General features: G+C 36.4%; 16 protein-coding genes. 2 read left to right on the plus strand and 14 right to left on the minus strand.

Annotated elements, in window-relative coordinates:
• Nucleotides 1-122: 122 nt before the first annotated feature.
• The 4 genes from KO521_RS10900 to KO521_RS10915 are packed head-to-tail and all read right to left on the minus strand — an operon-like array spanning nt 123 to nt 3,780.
• The gene (locus KO521_RS10900) at nt 123-1,655 is read right to left on the minus strand and encodes a cryptochrome/photolyase family protein (protein WP_215939960.1); all 1,533 of its coding nucleotides are present in this window, start codon (nt 1,653-1,655) and stop codon (nt 123-125) included.
• Nucleotides 1,656-1,686: 31 nt separating this feature from the next.
• Nucleotides 1,687-2,979: a DASH family cryptochrome gene (locus KO521_RS10905; protein ID WP_215939961.1), complete on the minus strand. Its 1,293-nt coding sequence runs from the start codon at nt 2,977-2,979 to the stop codon at nt 1,687-1,689.
• Between the two features lie 32 nt (nt 2,980-3,011).
• Nucleotides 3,012-3,146 carry a DUF2256 domain-containing protein gene (locus tag KO521_RS10910; RefSeq protein WP_215939962.1) on the minus strand — a complete coding sequence of 45 codons (135 nt, stop codon included), beginning with the start codon at nt 3,144-3,146 and terminating at the stop codon, nt 3,012-3,014.
• The gene (locus KO521_RS10915; protein ID WP_215939963.1) at nt 3,136-3,780 is read right to left on the minus strand and encodes a flavin reductase family protein; all 645 of its coding nucleotides are present in this window, start codon (nt 3,778-3,780) and stop codon (nt 3,136-3,138) included. The genes KO521_RS10910 and KO521_RS10915 overlap by 11 nt, the downstream gene beginning before the upstream one ends.
• 147 nt (nt 3,781-3,927) lie before the next feature.
• Here KO521_RS10915 and KO521_RS10920 point away from each other — a divergent pair, with 147 nt between their 5' ends.
• A complete protein-coding gene (locus tag KO521_RS10920; protein WP_215939964.1) occupies nt 3,928-5,268 on the plus strand; it encodes an FAD-dependent oxidoreductase in 1,341 nt (446 codons plus the stop codon).
• Here the strand turns inward: KO521_RS10920 and KO521_RS10925 are convergent.
• From KO521_RS10925 to KO521_RS10935, 3 genes are all read right to left on the minus strand, one after another.
• Nucleotides 5,265-5,699, minus strand: coding sequence for a DUF4174 domain-containing protein (locus tag KO521_RS10925; protein ID WP_215939965.1), 435 nt, complete (start codon nt 5,697-5,699; stop codon nt 5,265-5,267). The genes KO521_RS10920 and KO521_RS10925 overlap by 4 nt on opposite strands.
• Before the next feature lie 84 nt (nt 5,700-5,783).
• Complete coding sequence (locus KO521_RS10930; protein WP_215939966.1) at nt 5,784-6,563, minus strand: zinc ribbon domain-containing protein; 780 nt, start codon at nt 6,561-6,563, stop codon at nt 5,784-5,786.
• A gap of 5 nt (nt 6,564-6,568) precedes the next feature.
• Nucleotides 6,569-7,663 (minus strand): Nif3-like dinuclear metal center hexameric protein, encoded by a 1,095-nt coding sequence (locus tag KO521_RS10935; RefSeq protein ID WP_215939967.1) that lies wholly within the window; start codon nt 7,661-7,663, stop codon nt 6,569-6,571.
• A 47-nt stretch (nt 7,664-7,710) separates the two neighbouring features.
• Between KO521_RS10935 and lpxK the strand changes: the two genes are divergently transcribed.
• Nucleotides 7,711-8,709, plus strand: a complete 999-nt coding sequence (gene lpxK, locus KO521_RS10940; RefSeq protein ID WP_215939968.1) for a tetraacyldisaccharide 4'-kinase — start codon at nt 7,711-7,713, stop codon at nt 8,707-8,709.
• On the opposite strand, the gene KO521_RS10945 is transcribed toward lpxK, so the two are convergent.
• The 7 genes from KO521_RS10945 to KO521_RS10975 form a co-directional block, all read right to left on the minus strand.
• A complete protein-coding gene (locus tag KO521_RS10945) occupies nt 8,699-10,927 on the minus strand; it encodes a tetratricopeptide repeat-containing hybrid sensor histidine kinase/response regulator (protein ID WP_215939969.1) in 2,229 nt (742 codons plus the stop codon). The two genes, lpxK and KO521_RS10945, sit on opposite strands and share 11 nt — an antisense overlap.
• Nucleotides 10,924-11,934, minus strand: a complete 1,011-nt coding sequence (gap, locus tag KO521_RS10950; RefSeq protein WP_215939970.1) for a type I glyceraldehyde-3-phosphate dehydrogenase — start codon at nt 11,932-11,934, stop codon at nt 10,924-10,926. The genes KO521_RS10945 and gap overlap by 4 nt, the downstream gene beginning before the upstream one ends.
• 97 nt (nt 11,935-12,031) lie before the next feature.
• Nucleotides 12,032-12,907 (minus strand): lipoyl synthase, encoded by an 876-nt coding sequence (gene lipA / locus KO521_RS10955; RefSeq protein ID WP_215939971.1) that lies wholly within the window; start codon nt 12,905-12,907, stop codon nt 12,032-12,034.
• Nucleotides 12,908-13,058: 151 nt separating this feature from the next.
• A complete protein-coding gene (locus tag KO521_RS10960; protein WP_215939972.1) occupies nt 13,059-13,613 on the minus strand; it encodes an RNA polymerase sigma factor in 555 nt (184 codons plus the stop codon).
• A gap of 51 nt (nt 13,614-13,664) precedes the next feature.
• Nucleotides 13,665-13,859 carry a membrane or secreted protein gene (locus tag KO521_RS10965; RefSeq protein ID WP_215939973.1) on the minus strand — a complete coding sequence of 65 codons (195 nt, stop codon included), beginning with the start codon at nt 13,857-13,859 and terminating at the stop codon, nt 13,665-13,667.
• A gap of 85 nt (nt 13,860-13,944) precedes the next feature.
• Nucleotides 13,945-14,703: an anti-sigma factor gene (locus KO521_RS10970; protein ID WP_215939974.1), complete on the minus strand. Its 759-nt coding sequence runs from the start codon at nt 14,701-14,703 to the stop codon at nt 13,945-13,947.
• Between the two features lie 4 nt (nt 14,704-14,707).
• Entirely contained in the window at nt 14,708-15,274 is a 567-nt protein-coding gene (locus KO521_RS10975; RefSeq protein ID WP_215939975.1) for an RNA polymerase sigma factor, read from the minus strand.
• Nucleotides 15,275-15,335: the final 61 nt, after the last annotated feature.

Genomic DNA, 15,335 nt, shown 5'->3' on the forward strand with positions numbered 1-15,335 from the left:
TAATTAGAAATTATGAAGGTCTTTTTTTGGATATATATATAGACGCTCTCGCGGAATTTTCATATTATTTACGTTTCAACAATTATCTAGGGACGTTCTGTTTTCGTTAAAAAAATATTAAACTAAAATTGGTCCGGATTGCTTATTATTTCATTTGCTCTTTCTTTCAATGCTTTCAGTTCTTCCGATGGTTTTTTGTTTAAAAGGCTCATCATCATGGCCATGCGGTTATTGGAGCTAAAGTATTGGCGTTTTTCATCAAGAAAATTCCAATATAGCGCGTTAAAAGGGCAGGCTTTGTCCCCCAGTTTTTTAGTGTGGGAGTAGTGACAGCTGCTGCAATAATTACTCATTTTGTTAATATAATTGGCGCTGCTTACATAGGGTTTTGTGGCAACAAGACCTCCATCTGCAAACTGGCTCATACCACGGGTATTGGTAATTTCTACCCATTCAATAGCATCTATGTAAATACCTAGGTACCATTCGTCTACTTCCTTGGGATCGGTCATATTTAAAAGGGCAAAATTTCCGGTAATCATTAAACGTTGTATATGGTGCGCGTAGGCCTCATTAAGACTTTGGTCTATGGCATGATGTAAACAATTCATTTTGGTTTTACCTGTCCAAAAGAAGTTAGGTAGGGAGTTGCTATTGTTAAGCTTGTTATGATTTGCATATAGGGGCATTTCTTTCCAATACATACCACGCATATATTCCCGCCATCCTAGTATCTGCCTAACGAAACCTTCTACTTGAGAAATTTGAATGGAATCTGTGTTATTGCGATAATGGGCTATGACGCTATCCACTACCTCTTTGGGAGCTATCATCTTGCTGTTCATGGCAAAAGATAAGCGAGAGTGAAATAGAAATTTTTCTTCGGTATGAAGAGCATCTTGGTAATCACCAAAATGCATTAAAAGATTTTCACAGAAGTAGGACAATACAGAAAGTGATTCTTTTCTGGAGCAAGGCCAATTAAAGTCGTTTGGCTCTATATGTCCAAAAGTCTTTGCGCCGCTATTTTTGATTTCTTCGATTACTGCTGAAACGTTACGTTCAAATTTTTTTATTTCTGGAATAATAGGCTGCCCTTTCCATTTCTTACGATTGCTATGGTCATAGTTCCATTTGCCCCCTTCTGGTTGGTCTCCGGTGGTTAATATATGGTGCTTCTTACGCATCATCCGGTAGAAACTTTCCATGATAAGTTGTTTCTTTCCGGAGAAAAAATTCTTTAATTCAAAGCGGGTGGTGTAAAAATGTTCGGTATCCGCAATCTCATAATCGCAATTCAGTTCTTCGCAAATCTGCTTTAGTTGTTGGTCCAGTCTATATTCATCAGGCAATTGGTATTCAAATTTTTGGGAACCTGTTGCTTTAAGGTGGCGCTTAATGATAGCTTTTAAATCCTGTGGGTTTGTATCATCCGATATTTTTAAGTAAATACATTGGTGTCCTTTTGATGTTAGTATTTCAGAAAAATTACGCATAGAAATAAAAAAGGCGACTACCTTCTGGATATGGTGTTTTACGTAATCTGTTTCTTGGCGCATTTCTGCCATTATGTAAATTATATTATCGTCTACGGTTTGAAACCATGAGTGATTTTCATTTAGTTGATCGCCTAATATTAATCGTAATGTTTTCATTTTTCCTATTCTGTTTTTATAATAGTAAGCATTAGAACAACGTTGGTTGTAACCATAAATTTTGAAATTTCCCTTGGGGGTCATACACCGTTGCTTGTCTGCTAGGATTAAATTTTCTGTTTCTTGGGTCGTTTCCTACTCCGCTGGTATACATCCAATTACACCAATTACTGTGAACGTCATAATCAATAAGCATACTTTCAAAATAGGAAGCACCTATGCGCCAATCTTGTTTTAATTCTTTTGACCAAAAGCTAGCTACATTTTGCCTTCCTCTATTGCTCATCCAACCTGTTAAGGCTAATTCTTTCAGATTCGCGTTTATAAATGAAGATGTTGTACGCCCTTCAATCCACATTTTTAAGGTTTCCTTAGAATTTTCCCATTGGTAAGATTCATTAGAAATACCCTTTATTTGAAAAATTTTATTCTTGTGTTTTAGTGAAACGAACTTGAAAAAATCTCTCCACAATAGTTCAAAAAACAACCAATAGGTACTTTCGTTTTTGACGATTTCTTTTTCAAATTGTTTTATCTGCCAATATATGGTTCGTGGTGATATACTCCCGTTAGCTAACCATGCAGAAAATTTTGAACTATAATCCGTTCCGATAAGTCCGTTACGCGTTTTCTTATAAACCGATAATCTTTTAGTTTTCCATAGGTATTCATCTACTCTTGCTAACGCCTGTAGTTCTCCTCCCTTCCAAGGAAAAGCACTCCTGTAATCTAATTGAAAGTAATCTAGACCAAAGTCCGTAAGTTCAACCACGTTTGTGTCATTTTTTACCAGGTTATCTTTTGGTAAAGGTTCTGGAATGGGAATGAGCGGTCTAATTTTTAGATGTGCTTCACAAGCTTTTCTGAAATTGGTGAAAACTTCGGGAATTTGTTTAAAATCATTGTAAGGAATGTCTTCAGGATGTATTAAAAACTGGTTGTACGAGCTTTTAAATGTAACATCTTTTGAAGATGCTGAAATGACTGAGTCGGCCACGGTTTTTTCTTCTGAAGTCCACTCCTTCTGAAGGTATACTTTATTAATATTGTATTGCGAAATGAGCTTTGGAATAATATTTTCGGGCTTATCATGATAAATTAATAACGAAATATTTAGTTGGCCTAAACTTTGCTTTAATTCGGTAACGGTTTCAATTAAAAATTGGGCTCTGTACTGAGATGTTTTTTTAAAACCAAACCGAAGGTCACTAAATTGGCGTGGGTCAAAACAGTAGATAGCCAATACTTTACCACCATTGCAAGCTTGCTGCAATGCTAAATTATCCGCCACTCTTAAATCGTTTCTAAACCAGATTAAATTCATTTTTAGAAATGTTATTCATGAGTATTAAAATCTCACTTGGATTTACGGCACTTATCACTACAATACTTTACAGACTCCCAATTGCGTTCCCATTTTTTGCGCCAGGTAAAGGGTCTCTTGCAAACTGTACATATTTTGGTGGGAAGATTCACTTTCTTATGACTCATTCCAGAGTGAATTTATATTTTCATCCGGTTTTGCATAGCTTAAACGGTCAATGATTTTTGGTAAAGCATAACCATCCAACCCAACTGATGACATCGTATCTACATCATCTAATTTTACCCAACCGTCTTCGGCTACGATATCACTATTAAGATAGATATGTTTAATTGCCCCAATTATAAGTAAGCATCCGTTTTCTTCAATTTTGTATTCGCTTACGTATTCACACCCAAGTTTAATAGCGCTTTCTTTTACATAGGGGGCATCAAAATCATCTAGGTATTCTTCGGTTAGATTGGTTTTGTCAAACTCGGATATTTTTTCATCATATTTTGCCGAGGTATGATGTGCTTTTTCAAAAATATGTTTGTTTACTTGATTTACAGTAAATAAATTATGTTCGCGAATGTTCCGATAGGTATGTCTAGGCACTGTTAAAGGGCGAGAAATAAATCCTAACATAGCTGGGTTGCTACCAATGTGAACTACTGAATTAAAAATTGCTAGATTTGTATTGCCCTGATTAGATTTAGTAGCTAAAAGGTTTACAGATTTATAACCCGTACAGCTATTTATTAAATTGGCGCGATAACGAGATGGTAATTTCTCTAGGTCCGTTGATTTGTAATGAAACATTTTGTTTATTTTGTTTCACTAAATTAAATAATTATTAAACATTATTTCTTTACTCTGTGTATTTGGATCAATTTTTGAAAGTATAACGACACTTTTAATTTTGATATCTTACTTTCGGGCTTAAGAAAGCTTCTCAGCGAAAAATATATGAAACAATCTTCCAAGAATATAGCCATTATAGGTTCAGGCCTTGTGGGCTCATTATTGGCCATTTATCTCAAAAAAATGGGCCATACCATAACAGTTTTTGATAGAAGACCTGATATCCGGAATATAAAATTCTCAGGACGATCCATTAATCTGGCTATGAGTAATAGAGGTTGGCAGTCATTGGCCGAAGTTGGTATAGCCGATGAAATCAAGAAAATAGCCATTCCTTTGGATAAGCGCGCCATGCACGTAATAGATAAGCCCATTTATTTTCAGAAGTATGGTAAGGAGGGCGAGGCTATATGGTCTATTTCTAGAGGTGTATTAAATAAAAGGATGATTGACTTAGCAGAGGAGGCTGGAGTTGAGTTTCGTTTTGACGAAAAAGTGTGGAACGTAAATCTTCCTGAAGCAACTTTATTTACGGGCGATACAGAAAAAGGGGAGTGGAAGGAGTATAATTACGATATTATTTTTGGGTGTGATGGCGCGTTTTCACGTGTACGTCATAAAATGCAGCGCCGTAGCCGTTTTGATTATTCTCAGAATTTTATAGATGTTGGTTACAAGGAACTTTCCATTCCGGCCAATGAGGATGGAAGTCATAAGTTAGATAAGAATTCTTTTCATATTTGGCCGCGAGGTAAGTTCATGTTAATAGCTATGCCCAATATAGATGGTAGTTTTACATGTACATTGTTTATGCCATTTGAAGGTGAAACTTCTTTTGATAGTATTCAGACCAAAGAACAGGCAAAAGTCTTTTTCAAGACTTATTTTCCCAATGTCAGAAAGGAAATTGAGAACCTAACGGGAGACTTCTTTAAAAACCCAACAAGTGCCATGGTCACGATGAAGTGTTATCCTTGGACCTACTGGGATAAAGTTGCTTTAGTGGGAGATTCGGCGCATGCCATAGTTCCGTTTTACGGACAAGGTATGAATGCAGGTTTTGAAGATATTTTTGTTTTAAAGCAAAAGATTCAAAAATACGGTGATGATTGGGAGGCTGTTTTTAAAGCATACCAAGAAGAACGAAAACCTAATGCCGATGCCATTGCAGAACTTAGCTATAGAAATTTTGTTGAAATGAGTAGCAAGACCGCAGACCCAAAATTTTTGTTACAGAAAAAAATTGAAAAGTATTTTGCTAGTCTGCATCCAGATAAATGGATTCCAGCCTATTCTAGGGTTACTTTCTCCAATAGACCTTATGCAGAGGCGCTTGCTCTTGGGGATGCACAGGAAAAAATCATGCAAGAGGTGATGCTAATACCCAATATTGAAGAAAAATGGGATAGTAAAGAGGTTGAACAGAAAATTCTAAGTTTAATTTAGCGTTCCTTATCGTGTTGTTCCGCTTGGCGCATGGGCATACCATCAATTTTGGTAAAGATGGCCTCAGGAGCCACCGGATAGGCTTTTTTTGCTTTAATAAAACCATCCTTACCAATTAATAGAAGGCCTTTAAATCCAGAAGACAGATTTAACTGTTTATATACAGCTCCTGGGTTTAGATTTGCTTTGCTACCGTCTTGATTATAAATATGAGTCGGGTTTATTACAAAAATCATCAAATCTCGTTCGGTAAGTTCTTTTTGTTGCTCTGTAAAAGCAGTTAGGTTGGTTTTGAGAATTTTGTTGTCGGTATTTTCAGCAACGAATATTAGGAGTCTGTTCTTCCATTTATAGTCCTGTAAGTCTTGTCCTGTCATATGGGAAGAAGTTATAAAACCTAAAATCAGTAGGGTATATCTTAAGAGTCTCATTAGCATTGGTTTTCAATTCTTAAGATACTAAAAAAGCCACCTACTTAGTAGTAGATGGCTTTGATTTAATTTGGTAATTAGATATTACATTTTAGTGAACATCTTACCCATTTTTTCTTGTTCTTCTTCGGCAAGAACAGGATCTACTAGTATTCTGCCACTATGCTCGTCGGTAATGATTTTCTTGCGGGAAGCAATTTCAACCTGTACCTGAGGAGGAATAGTAAAGAAGGAACCGCCCGATGCACCTCTTTCGATAGGAACAACAGCTAATCCGTTTTTCACGTTGTTACGGATACGAGTATATGCCTTAACTAGACGTTCCTCTATTTCGCTTTGGTATTTTTCGGACTGGGCTATAAGTGCCTTCTCTTCTTTTTCGGTTTCTGCCAAAATAGCGTCAAGCTCACTTTTCTTATGCTTCAAATGGGACTCGCGCTCAGAAAGACGTTCTTTCGTTTCAGAAATAACTGATTTTTTCTGCTCAATTTGTGCTTTGAATTCTTTAATGTTCTTGTCGGCTAATTGAATTTCAAGCTCTTGAAATTCAAGTTCTTTGCTGATAGAGTTGAATTCTCTGCTGTTGCGAACGTTCTTTTGTTGTTCTGTGTACTTCTTTATAAGTGCTTTAGCCTCATCAATAAGATTCTTCTTTGCACCAATCTCAAAATTGATGGTCTCAACATCTGTCTTCAACTTATCCAATCTTGTTTTAAGACCAAGAACGTCATCTTCTAAATCTTCTACTTCTAAAGGAAGTTCGCCTCGTACATTACGTATTTCATCTACTCTAGAATCAATCAATTGCAAGTCGTACAATGCCCTTAATTTTTCCTCTACCGTTGCTTCTGATTTTTTTGCCATATACTTTATAAATACTTGATGGGATTGGTTTTACTTTCCGATAAACGGATTGCAAAATTAGGGATTTTTTTTGTAAGATAGTCAACTAAAAGGTTTTTTGTAAACTGCTCGCTTTCATAGTGTCCGATATCGGCAATTATCATTTTACCTTCCGCTTTGTAAAACTCGTGGTATTTTATGTCTGATGTAATCAAAACATCAGCTCCTGAAGCCATTGCTGCTTCTATAGCAAAGGCTCCGCTACCTCCTAAGACAGCAACTTTCATAATTTTTTTGCCTAATAGTTTCGAATGTCTTATACCTTCTGAACCCATTTTTTTCTTTACCTCGTTCAGAAAATTAATTTCATCAATCGGATTTTGAAGTCTACCTACCATACCCATGCCAATATTTTGATCGGTATTTTCCAAAGTAATCACCTCATAAGCTACTTCTTCATAGGGGTGGGATGAAAAGAGAACTTTCATTATTTTGGCTTGATAAGCTTTAGAAAAAGTAACGCTTAGCTGAGTTTCTTCTTCATAATGGGTTTTTCCAATTTCTCCCATAGTTGGATTGGCGTTTTCACCCGCCTTATAACTTCCTTTTCCGTTGGTGTTAAAACTGCAGTTACTATAATTACCAATATTTCCCGCGCCTGCGTCAAAAAGAGCATCTCTAAGGGCGTCAGCATCTTTTATGGGTACGTAGGTGGTTAATTTTTTAATTGATTCTTTTTGGGGAATAAGTATCTGCGGATTTTTAATCCCCAATACGTCACAGATTTTTCCATTTACACCTTGGGTGACGTTATCTAAAGCAGTATGCATGCTGTAAATTGCGATATCGTTTTTTATCGCTTTTATAACTACACGCTCTACATAGGATTTACCGGTAAGTTTCTTAAGTCCCCCAAAGATAATAGGATGAAAGCTAACGATTAGGTTGCATTTGTTTTCTATAGCTTCATCAACAACATTCTCTAGCGTATCTAGAGTAACTAGTATTCCAGTAACTTTAGTACTGGGATTACCAACCAACAGCCCAACATTGTCAAAGCTTTCCGCATAGGATAAAGGGGCTAAATCTTCTAGTATATCTGTAACTTCTTTTACGGTCATACGTATTTTTATGAGGTCTAAAGATAAAATATTATAATTTCGCCTTTGTGCAAGTACTCAGAAAAATATTATTTCCCGTTTCATTACTATATGCTTTGGTCGTTTACCTTAGGAACTATTTCTATGATAAAGGAATTTTTAGTTCCACAAGTTTCAAAACGCCTACTATCTGTATTGGTAATCTAAGCGCAGGTGGTACGGGTAAGACGCCTATGGTGGAGTTATTGGTGGGTTTGCTTAAGGAGGATTTTAAAGTTGCGGTATTGAGTAGGGGGTATAGGAGGAAATCAAAAGGTTTTGTTTTGGCAGATGAAAATGCAACCGTCAAAACCCTTGGTGATGAGCCTTTTCAAATTTTTTCTAAATACCCTGATATTTCACTAGCAGTTGATGCGGACAGAAGAAATGGTATAAGATTACTAGAGAAGAATATTAACCCCAGAGTTATTCTGTTAGATGATGCATACCAACATCGCAAGGTAAACTGTGACTTCTCTATTCTTTTAACTTCATTTGGCGATCTTTATGTTGATGACTGGTACCTGCCAACGGGCAATTTAAGGGATAGTAAGAAAGAGGCAGGTAGAGCACAGGTTATTGCGGTAACAAAATGTCCTAAAGATTTAAGTCTAAAGGAACGGAAAGCAATTATTGCGAAGCTTAAACCAAAGTCTCATCAGCAAGTGTTGTTCTCTTATCTTGCTTATAATGATAACTTGCAAACAATTAATTCATCTCTCTCATTAGTTGATTTAAAGTCGAGAAATGTAACTCTTGTAACTGGTATTGCTAATCCTAAACCACTGGTGGATTACTTAAAAACCAAAGGACTCAAATTTGAACATCTAAAATTTAAGGATCATCATAATTTTAGTGATTCAGAACTTTCGGTTCTACGAGAAAAGGAATGTATACTTACTACGGAAAAGGATTTCGTACGGTTAAAGCATGAAGTAAAAGACATCTTATTTATACCCGTAAAACATCAATTTTTAGAAGAAGGCGAATCCCTGTTAAAAGTTAGATTACAAGAATTTATGAAGTAGCATTCTTAAGTTTTTTCTTGTTGAAGATATTTTCTCCTATTTTTTGATAGAACACCTCTGGTTTAAAAGGTTTGGTAACCACGTCATTACATCCGGCAGCATAGAAGCTTTCCAAACTATCGTCCAAAGAAATAGCGGTAAGCGCTATAATAGGCGTAACAATATCAAATTTGCGAATTTCAATCGTAGCTTCTTCACCACCAATACCTGGCATATGAATATCCATTAATATGGCATCATAATAGTTCTCACGGGCCATATCAATTGCTTCGCCACCATTGTTGGCGATGTCGCTGGTAATTTCTTTTTTGGTGAGCATTTTCTTGGTGATGACCTGGTTGATTTTGTTGTCCTCAACAATTAAAATATTCAAACCTTTAAAGTTGTACTCCTCTGGAGTTACCTCAAACGGAATATCGTCAACAATACTATCCTTACATTTCATTTCCAACTGAAAGAAGAAGGTACTACCAACACCTAATTCACTCTCTAGTTCTATTCTACTTTCAAAAAGCCCCAATAAACTTTTAACAATGGTAAGACCAAGGCCTGTACCGCCATATTCTCTATTAATTTGGATGGAACCTTGTTCAAAACCATCAAAGATGTTCTGTTGTTGCTCTTTGGCAATACCAATACCATTATCTTTCACTTCAAAATAAAGAGTAACGTCTTCATCTTCTTTTTTCATGACTTTGGCGGTAACCTTAACTTCTCCTCCCTTAGTAAATTTCAGAGCGTTACCAACTAGATTCAAGAATATCTGGGAAAGTTTTAATGGGTCGCTCATTAAGTGATATGGAATATTCCTATCATAATCCAAAACGAGTGTTGTGTTATTGCCTTGAGCACTTTGCTTAAGTGAATCAATAACTTCCTGAAGTACTTTTTTAAGATTGAATTCTACATTCAACGGTTCCAGTTTATCGGCGTCGATCTTATTGATTTGTAGAATGTCGTTTATGAAATTCAACAGGTAATCTCCTGAGAATTTTAGCGCTTTAAGGTGTTCTTTCTGACCTTTACTAGGGTTTTCTTCCAAAAGCAAATGAGTAAGACCTGTAACCGCATAAAGTGGAGTCCTAAGTTCGTGGCTAACTGTAGACAGGAAGTTGGTCTTAGCTTCCATGGCTGTTACCGCGGCGTCTCTGGCAGCTTTAAGTTCGTTGTTCTTTGTTTGTAAAAGATCGTTGGTTTTTAATTTTATCTGGTTATTCCTAAATAGAGAAACTGCCAATAAGGTAATAATGGTCAATAGGGCAGAGGTAAGTATTGCCGTAATATCAGATTTGTTTTTGGATTCGTTCAGTTCTTCAATTTTTTGTTCTTGGCGTTTTATTTCATCGCTCATAAAATCAAACTGAATTTTTTCCGCAGTTTTCGCTTCGGTCTTCATTTTTGCAATGTTGAAGAGTGAATCCCGAATATGCAATAGGTTACGGTTATTGGCTAGTGACTTATTGTATTCACCAAGTCTTTCGTAAACCGTGGTAAGCATTTCATTGGCTTCCCATATTTCTTTAAAAAATTTATTCTTTTTTGCCAGTTTCAATGCACTTTCGCCGTTTTCGGCACTTTGTTCTAAATCCTCTGTTTTAAGATGCAATTGTGCCAACCCTAAATGAGCCTTGGTAGCAAGGTAATCGCTCTCATAAATATCCGTATTGATAATTAACGAGTTGAAATTTTTGGCGGCACTTTCGTATTTTTCCAATTTTAGATAAATATTACCTTCTGCGAGTAAAATGTTATTGAAAAAATTACGGTCGTTGTTCAGTTGTTTAGCCTCGTTAAGCATAAAGATAGCCTGGAAGTTTTTCTCATCGTGGAAAAGTAAAATGGCTTCTATGTACTTCTGCATGGCATGGCCATAGGGGTATTCTATATCCTTTAGCAAAGCTTTAGCTCTGTCCCAATAAAAATAGGTGGTTTCTTCTTTTTTCAGTTTGAGATAGACCAGCGCAAATTTGTGATAACAATCTATAAGTGCTTTTACGTCCTGGTTTTCCTCAGCTACTTTAGAGGCTTTCTCTAAGGCTTCGAGAGCAAGATCGGTTTGGTCTCGGTTTCGAAAAGCACGTGCTTCTTCAAAATAAATGCGAACATCGCTATTTTCTAAAGCAAGTGTATCCTGGGCATGTGCGTTTTGAACAACCCAAATCAATATAAATATTGATAGAATTCTTTTTAATCCGATATGTGAAAAATCTAGATTCAAACGTAATTATTTCGTGACAACACTAATATAAGGTCTATAAGCCTACTGCTATAACCGGTTTCATTATCGTACCAACCGATAATCTTCACCATTTTACCGATGACCGAAGTCATCATAGAGTCAAACGTACAAGAGTAATAACTATTGTTTATGTCTATTGATACTATAGGGTCTTCTGTATATAAAAGTATGTTTTTAAGCTCATTATCGGATTTTTCCTTAAAAACTCTATTAATTTCAGCTATTGAAGTTTCTTTTTTAACATTAAAAGTAATATCTGTTAATGATCCATTGGGAACTGGAACCCGAATACCACAACCCCCGATTACATCACCCAAATGAGGAAAAATTTTAGTTAGAGCCTTTGCCGCTCCAGTTGTAGTAGGAACAATGGATTGAGACGCCGCTCGAGCTCTTCTCAAATCATGATGAGGTTGATCGTGTAAACTTTGGTCTGAAGTGTATGAATGTATTGTGGTGATATAAGCTTGTTCTATACCGCACAACTCATCAATTATCTTGATCATAGGGGCTGCATTATTGGTGGTACAGGATGCGTTTGAAATGATGTCATCATTCTCTTTTAGCGATGATTCATTTATTCCAAGCACAATCATCTTAATATCATCTTCTGCAGGGGGAGCGGATAAGATTACTTTTTTTGCTCCATTTTTCAAATGAGGTTCAAGGCTTTCCTTGGTTTTAAATTTCCCCGAACATTCCACAACAATATCAACATCATAGTTAGACCATATAATGTCATTTGGAGTTTTGTGATTGGTTAATGCAATTGGCTTATTGTCTACAAGAATCGTGTTGTCCCCATAGGAAATCTGATGGTTGAAAACCCCGTGAATACTATCATACTTCAGTAAGTGCGATAATGTTCTGGTGTCTGCCAAATCATTTATGGCAACTACATTTAGATTGGGTTGGGTGTCTAAAAGTCTAAAAAGAGTTCGACCTATTCGGCCAAATCCGTTAATGCCTATATTGATCTTTTTCATAAGATAGGTAGTGGCCAAAGAATAGAACTATCTAAAGCTATTTTTCATTTGCCAAAAAATGTTTTTAAACAGTTAAGTTAACTACAATAAAAAACGGTTAATGTATATGTTTGTGAGCCTTGTAGGAAGATCTTACCAATGCACCGCTTTCAACATGTCTAAAACCCATTTCTAGGCCAATTTCCTCATATTTTTTGAATTGCTCAGGAAGAATAAATTCTTTTACGGGCAAATGTTTTTTAGAGGGTTGCAGGTATTGTCCTATGGTAACCACATCTACGTTGGCATCTCGCAAATCTCTCATAGTCTCGATTACTTCTTCTTCGAGTTCACCAAGACCTAGCATAATACCGGATTTTGTACGGTTTACACCATTGGCCCGTAGGTAACGAAGAGCTTCAAGACTACGTTCATATTTGGCTTGAATACGCACTTCTCGAGTGAGTCTTTTTACAGTTTCCATATTATGGGAAACTACTTCCGGACCTACCTCTATAATACGGTCTAAATGTTTTTCTATTCCTTGAAAATCAGGAATTAATGTCTCTAAGGTAGTTTCAGGATTCATTCTGCGAATGGCCTTAACGGTTTCCGCCCAAATAATAGAGCCCATATCTTTAAGGTCATCTCTATCTACGGAGGTGATAACAGCGTGTTTAATACCCATAATCTTTATGGAACGCGCTACTTTTTCCGGTTCTGCCCAATCTACGGTATCCGGACGACCGGTCTGAACACCACAAAAACCACATGATCTTGTACAAACATTACCTAAAATCATGAAAGTGGCCGTTCCTTCTCCCCAGCATTCTCCCATATTTGGGCAACTACCTGAGGTGCATATGGTGTGAAGATCATATTTATCTACCAATCCTCTAAGCTGCGTGTACTTTTTACCAGTAGGAAGCTTCACTCTAAGCCATTTTGGCTTTCCTTTTGGAGGGTGGACGTTATCTAAGGTGTTTGTGCTCATAATTTGATGCAATTTTGTACAAATATACGATTTAGCGAAGCAGCACCGATGTTAAAGGGCTGTTTTTGCTTTGATGCAATTTGTCCTTTTTGTGGAATTTTTGATAATTTCAGATTAAAAAAGAATCAAATATGGGATTTACTAGGGAGCGTTATTTTCTTCTAATGACTTCGGCCAAAAGCTTTTTGGCTCTCAATAGTTTAACCTTTACATTGTTAATAGGTTCATTAAGTTCTTGAGCTATGTCAGCATAACTTAATTCCTTAAAGTATCTGAGATTAATAACTTCTTGGTAATGTGGCTTCAGCTTTTTTATATGCATTAAAAGAGTAGCCAAGTTTTGCTCTCTAATTAATTGGTCTTCTGCAGATAAGGAATCATCAAGTACTTTTTTCACTACATCATGGCTGGCATTGGTCTCTAGATTCTTTTTACGTTTCCGAATCAAATCTATATGAATGTTTTTGGAGATCGTAATGAGCCATGTCTTGAACTCGTAATCCGCATTATAGGTGCTCAGTTTGTCAAATGCCTTTGAAAATGTCTGTACCGTTATATCTTCTGCATCATTCTCGTTCTCCGTACGTTTTAGCTGAAAACCATAAACTCCATTCCAAAACGTATCTAAAAGTGTGCTGTAGGCTATTTGACTGCCAGCAAGGGCTTTTTGAATAGTGATTTGGATATTGTCATCGGCTTTTGCCAAAAGAAAATAGTTTGAAAATGAAAATTCTGATTTGAGCTTTGGAGATTAAAGTTACGCTTCGTTTCTACAATCTTGTTCGCTTGGTAATTTACCGCACATGCCACAGGCTTGTCCGTCCTGATTTAAGTACGGACTTTGGCTAGCACAAGTGCCTGCAAATTTTCCGTCTTTTTTAGCCCAGATTTTAATGGCTATTCCCGCAAATCCCAATGCTAGTAACCCGATGGTCAATAAAAGGAGTTTCATAAAGATTATTTTGCCACAAAGATATAAAATTAAGCCCCGAAATGGAAGTTTCGGGGCTTAATGATATCTTAAATAAAATGATTGCTTAGTATGCTATATTCGCGACTATATTTTCAACAGTGGGACTTGGATTGCCTCCTTGTGGTTCAATAGTAATATAACTAACGGCATCATCTGCATATGGCAAAGCCAAAAGTTTTTCTTGACTGCTAGCTTCCTTTATAATACCTAGGTTTAACATTTCGCCATTTACCTCGGTCCACATCTGGTAACATTGGTCTTTTGGCAAATGTGGAAGTTTGCTAACATTAATATAAGAAAGCCTTTTAACAGGGTTTATATAGGCAACAGCCTTGAGTTCCTGTGCTTTCTTGTTTCCTTTAACGGTATACTTTTTCGTTTCAGGATTCTGAAGAACGATAAATTGATTTCTAACGTCTTCTAACTGCGCGCGCATTGTTTCTTCTAAATCGTCTATTTTATTGTTAACGATAGAATTCTCTTCTTGTAGACTTTGGTTCTTATCCCAAAAGAAATAGGATGCACCTGCAGAAATTAATACGGCAAAACTAGCAGCAACTGCCATGCGGTAAAAATTTCTTTTAAAGTTAGATTCTTTGTTAATGCTGTTAAGAATTCTTTCTTTAAGGGCTTCAGGAGCTTTAACGGCATGCATTTTAGCATACGTTTCTAAATTGTCCTGCAATTCTTCGTAAGTCTCACGTACCTTTGGGTACATGGATAGGTAGCGTTCTACTTGTAATGTTTCCTCGGGAGAGGTGGCACCTAATAGATAGCTTTCCAGTAGATCGGAGTCTAAAAATGTTTTTATTTTTTCTTTCATGTTATTAGGATATCAGGTTTAATGATAACACCAACAGTAATGTAGGGCCGTAAATTTTCTTGAGTTCCCTGAGTCCAATTTTCAATCTAGATTTAATAGTTCCCAGCGGAATATTAAGCTCATCGCTAGCTTCCTGTTGTGTCATTCCCTCAAAAAACAAGGCGTCCAACACAATTTGGTATTTGGTCTCTATTTTCTCTAAATTCTCACGGACGTCCATAAACTCTGGTCTTGTACTGTTGACGCCTAAATTATATACGTCTGAAACATCAATTTGGATTTCCTTATCGCTTTTTGTATTTACACTTCTTAATTTATCTATAGCAGTGTTACGTGTAATACGGAATAACCACGTAAAAAGTTTTGCTTTAGACGAATCATACGAATCAGATTTTTTCCAGATTTTTATAAAACTTTCCTGTAAGACATCCTGTGCCAATTCCTCATTGCGTACTACTTTATTGGCTACCCCCAAAAGCGTATCGCCATAATGTTCATATAGGAGAGAAATGGCTTTTTCATCTCTTTCTTGAAGCAGTTCTACAATGTGTTTTTCAAGTAGTGTACTCATATTTTGGTTCCGGCCATAAAAAAAATGAATGTTTGGGCATCCAATTTAAATGTTAATACCG

Origin of the sequence: Zobellia uliginosa, assembly GCF_018860745.1 — a bacterium.
GTDB classification, from domain to species: Bacteria; Bacteroidota; Bacteroidia; order Flavobacteriales; family Flavobacteriaceae; genus Zobellia; species Zobellia uliginosa_B.

What these genes read in the sequence shown, in the direction of transcription:
- KO521_RS10900 (WP_215939960.1), bottom strand. Translation starts at nt 1,655, where the DNA reads ATGAAAACATTACGATTAATATTAGGCGATCAACTAAATGAAAATCAC.
- KO521_RS10905 (WP_215939961.1), bottom strand. Translation starts at nt 2,979, where the DNA reads ATGAATTTAATCTGGTTTAGAAACGATTTAAGAGTGGCGGATAATTTA.
- KO521_RS10910 (WP_215939962.1), bottom strand. Translation starts at nt 3,146, where the DNA reads ATGAGTCATAAGAAAGTGAATCTTCCCACCAAAATATGTACAGTTTGC.
- KO521_RS10915 (WP_215939963.1), bottom strand. Translation starts at nt 3,780, where the DNA reads ATGTTTCATTACAAATCAACGGACCTAGAGAAATTACCATCTCGTTAT.
- KO521_RS10920 (WP_215939964.1), top strand. Translation starts at nt 3,928, where the DNA reads ATGAAACAATCTTCCAAGAATATAGCCATTATAGGTTCAGGCCTTGTG.
- KO521_RS10925 (WP_215939965.1), bottom strand. Translation starts at nt 5,699, where the DNA reads ATGAGACTCTTAAGATATACCCTACTGATTTTAGGTTTTATAACTTCT.
- KO521_RS10930 (WP_215939966.1), bottom strand. Translation starts at nt 6,563, where the DNA reads ATGGCAAAAAAATCAGAAGCAACGGTAGAGGAAAAATTAAGGGCATTG.
- KO521_RS10935 (WP_215939967.1), bottom strand. Translation starts at nt 7,663, where the DNA reads ATGACCGTAAAAGAAGTTACAGATATACTAGAAGATTTAGCCCCTTTA.
- gap (WP_215939970.1), bottom strand. Translation starts at nt 11,934, where the DNA reads ATGAAAAAGATCAATATAGGCATTAACGGATTTGGCCGAATAGGTCGA.
- lipA (WP_215939971.1), bottom strand. Translation starts at nt 12,907, where the DNA reads ATGAGCACAAACACCTTAGATAACGTCCACCCTCCAAAAGGAAAGCCA.
- KO521_RS10965 (WP_215939973.1), bottom strand. Translation starts at nt 13,859, where the DNA reads ATGAAACTCCTTTTATTGACCATCGGGTTACTAGCATTGGGATTTGCG.
- KO521_RS10970 (WP_215939974.1), bottom strand. Translation starts at nt 14,703, where the DNA reads ATGAAAGAAAAAATAAAAACATTTTTAGACTCCGATCTACTGGAAAGC.
- KO521_RS10975 (WP_215939975.1), bottom strand. Translation starts at nt 15,274, where the DNA reads ATGAGTACACTACTTGAAAAACACATTGTAGAACTGCTTCAAGAAAGA.